2 protein-coding genes are annotated in these 2,077 nt (G+C 38.1%); both read right to left on the reverse strand.

The window, feature by feature from the left end; all coding sequences use genetic code 11:
* Nucleotides 1-2 precede the first annotated feature (2 nt).
* Nucleotides 3-908, reverse strand: coding sequence for a hypothetical protein (locus DSM25558_RS27470; protein ID WP_077107777.1), 906 nt, complete (start codon nt 906-908; stop codon nt 3-5).
* Nucleotides 905-1,708, reverse strand: coding sequence for a hypothetical protein (locus DSM25558_RS27475; RefSeq protein WP_077107778.1), 804 nt, complete (start codon nt 1,706-1,708; stop codon nt 905-907). Before DSM25558_RS27475 ends, DSM25558_RS27470 begins: the two co-directional genes overlap by 4 nt.
* Nucleotides 1,709-2,077 lie beyond the last annotated feature (369 nt).

Raw genomic sequence — 2,077 nt, forward strand, 5'->3', positions numbered from 1 at the left:
ATTTAGGAACTCATTTGAAATTGGTCTGATATTTTTACTTTATAATGCTTATTTTCGATGTGACAAAGGGTTTTTATTTCTGACTTTACTAAAAACTCTAGTATATCGTTGTTTATGTAGGTGTTGATATTTTGAGTGATATTTCGCAGCTCTTGTATAGTTGATACAGTCGCGCTGTGAAACGAAGAAAAAACGGAACTTATCTCATTGTAGAAAAGGGCCTTCGTTTCTTCAAATTCGCTTTTTGTGATTTCTATAGACGAGTCGTTTTTTAGTCTCGAAAAATATGTATCGATCGATTCGCTTATATATTGAAATTTATCCATAGAATTTCGAGATGCTGCCGCCTCTATAGAGTAATTGACTATCTTTCTGCATGAATATCTGAATCCGAAAGAATTATTTTTCATTTTTGGCGAGGCAAAATTTTCTCGAATAATTTGTTTTATAGATGAGGATATAGGAGCTCCCATTAGCCATTTTGATGGGAGTTGCTGAGAGGTAGCAGATAAAATTCGATAGCATTCTTTTGCTGACTCAAGGATCAATGCTTCGTCGTTAATAAACGTTGCAATCTCAAGTTTAGCGAAGTCATTTGATATCAATGATTCATTATTGGATAAGATAATTCTTAGTCTTGATTTTAATTTGTTTAAATCTCCCACTGCGACCGAGTTTTCAATATATTCATATGAGTAGATAGCTGGACTCCCAATCTTAGGAGGCCGAACTTTAATTTCATTTGTAATAAATAGCCTGTCTTTTTCATAATCTTGGATTTCAACATATTCAGAAACATTGTTGCTATCATCGGAAATTTGCCGAAAAGTCACGTTTTCCTTTTCGAAAAAGGGCAGAACAGGCGCTGGTGTGTAGTTCAGCAGTCTGTAAAATCCAACAAAATTCATAAGTAATTTTCCTCCTTGTAAATATTTTCTACTATTTCATAGATTTTTCCAGCGATTGACTCATATGTGTGCTTATGAATTGTATTGTACGTCTTTATAATTTTAGGATTTATATATTCTAGGGCTTCCTGAATTCCTTTATCGCCAAGAAATGATACCGGTAATACGCATCCCACTAGGGCGTCTTTCAGGTCAACATCAGAGTAAAAATGTAGTTCAACCGCAGATGCTCTCTCGTCTGCTCTTAATCTCGATCCATCTTCCGGATGAGACGGCGCTCTGGAAAGTTCTAAGTAACCCTCAACTTCAAAGTTTAGAGGTGGTACATCGATATTTTTGCGAGATCCGCCGTGAAAATACTCTTCGTTGGAACGATAGAATTTCTGAACTAATTGGGTGACAGACGATAGCGATGGAGGTAGCGCAAAATCCGCGACTTGGGATTTGGGATGGAAAAACGCACTGTACATTTGATTTTGAAACGCCCCTGTATCAAATGGGTATACTGCTTTAATATTATTAGAAATTATTTCTGGTCGGAAAATAAATTCGCAAGGTAAGTGACAAGAAAGGAAATTACTTCCTGCGTGTTTGGTACGGTAAGCTGGTTTGCCGTAGAACATGTAAAGGATATCGCGGCCAAAAATTTTACATGGTGTCGCTTTCAGCGCTTTTGGCGTTAAAATATCTTCAATGTTATAGCCGTCTGATATGTGGACTAAAGGCAGATGATTATAAGTTAGCGTCTCGTCTTTAAGAAAATCGGCAAATTTGTTCCTTGGCTCTCTCATTTCATCCATTATGGTTTGCTGCCCTTTCACTATTATTAGCAAGTTACACAGGACCGTTGGAGCAATCAAGGGTAGTATATTAGGGCCTGTTGACAAAGTGGATTTTAAAATCAGGAGAAGCGCGTCTCAAGCCTGCGTTTTAGGAGGCTATGTTGGCGCGTCGCGATCTATTGAATACCCGAGGTGATGGATTTACCGAGACGGGCATTCCGAATTTTGACATTGTCCGGCAAATTTGTTTCTTCATGTCGAACATTTCAAGTTTTTCTACCAAGAGATAGATGATGTCCCGACATCGTATTATTAGTTGCGCCACTGTTATCTGCCTCACGAGCCTGTTGACAGGTTGTGACATGCTCGGGTTCCATTCGTGGCAAT

Source organism: Agrobacterium sp. DSM 25558 (assembly GCF_900100825.1).
Lineage (GTDB): Bacteria > Pseudomonadota > Alphaproteobacteria > Rhizobiales > Rhizobiaceae > Agrobacterium.

Coding starts and splice junctions, on each gene's coding strand:
- DSM25558_RS27470 (WP_077107777.1), bottom strand. CDS start 908: ATGAATTTTGTTGGATTTTACAGACTGCTGAACTACACACCAGCGCCT.
- DSM25558_RS27475 (WP_077107778.1), bottom strand. CDS start 1,708: ATGGATGAAATGAGAGAGCCAAGGAACAAATTTGCCGATTTTCTTAAA.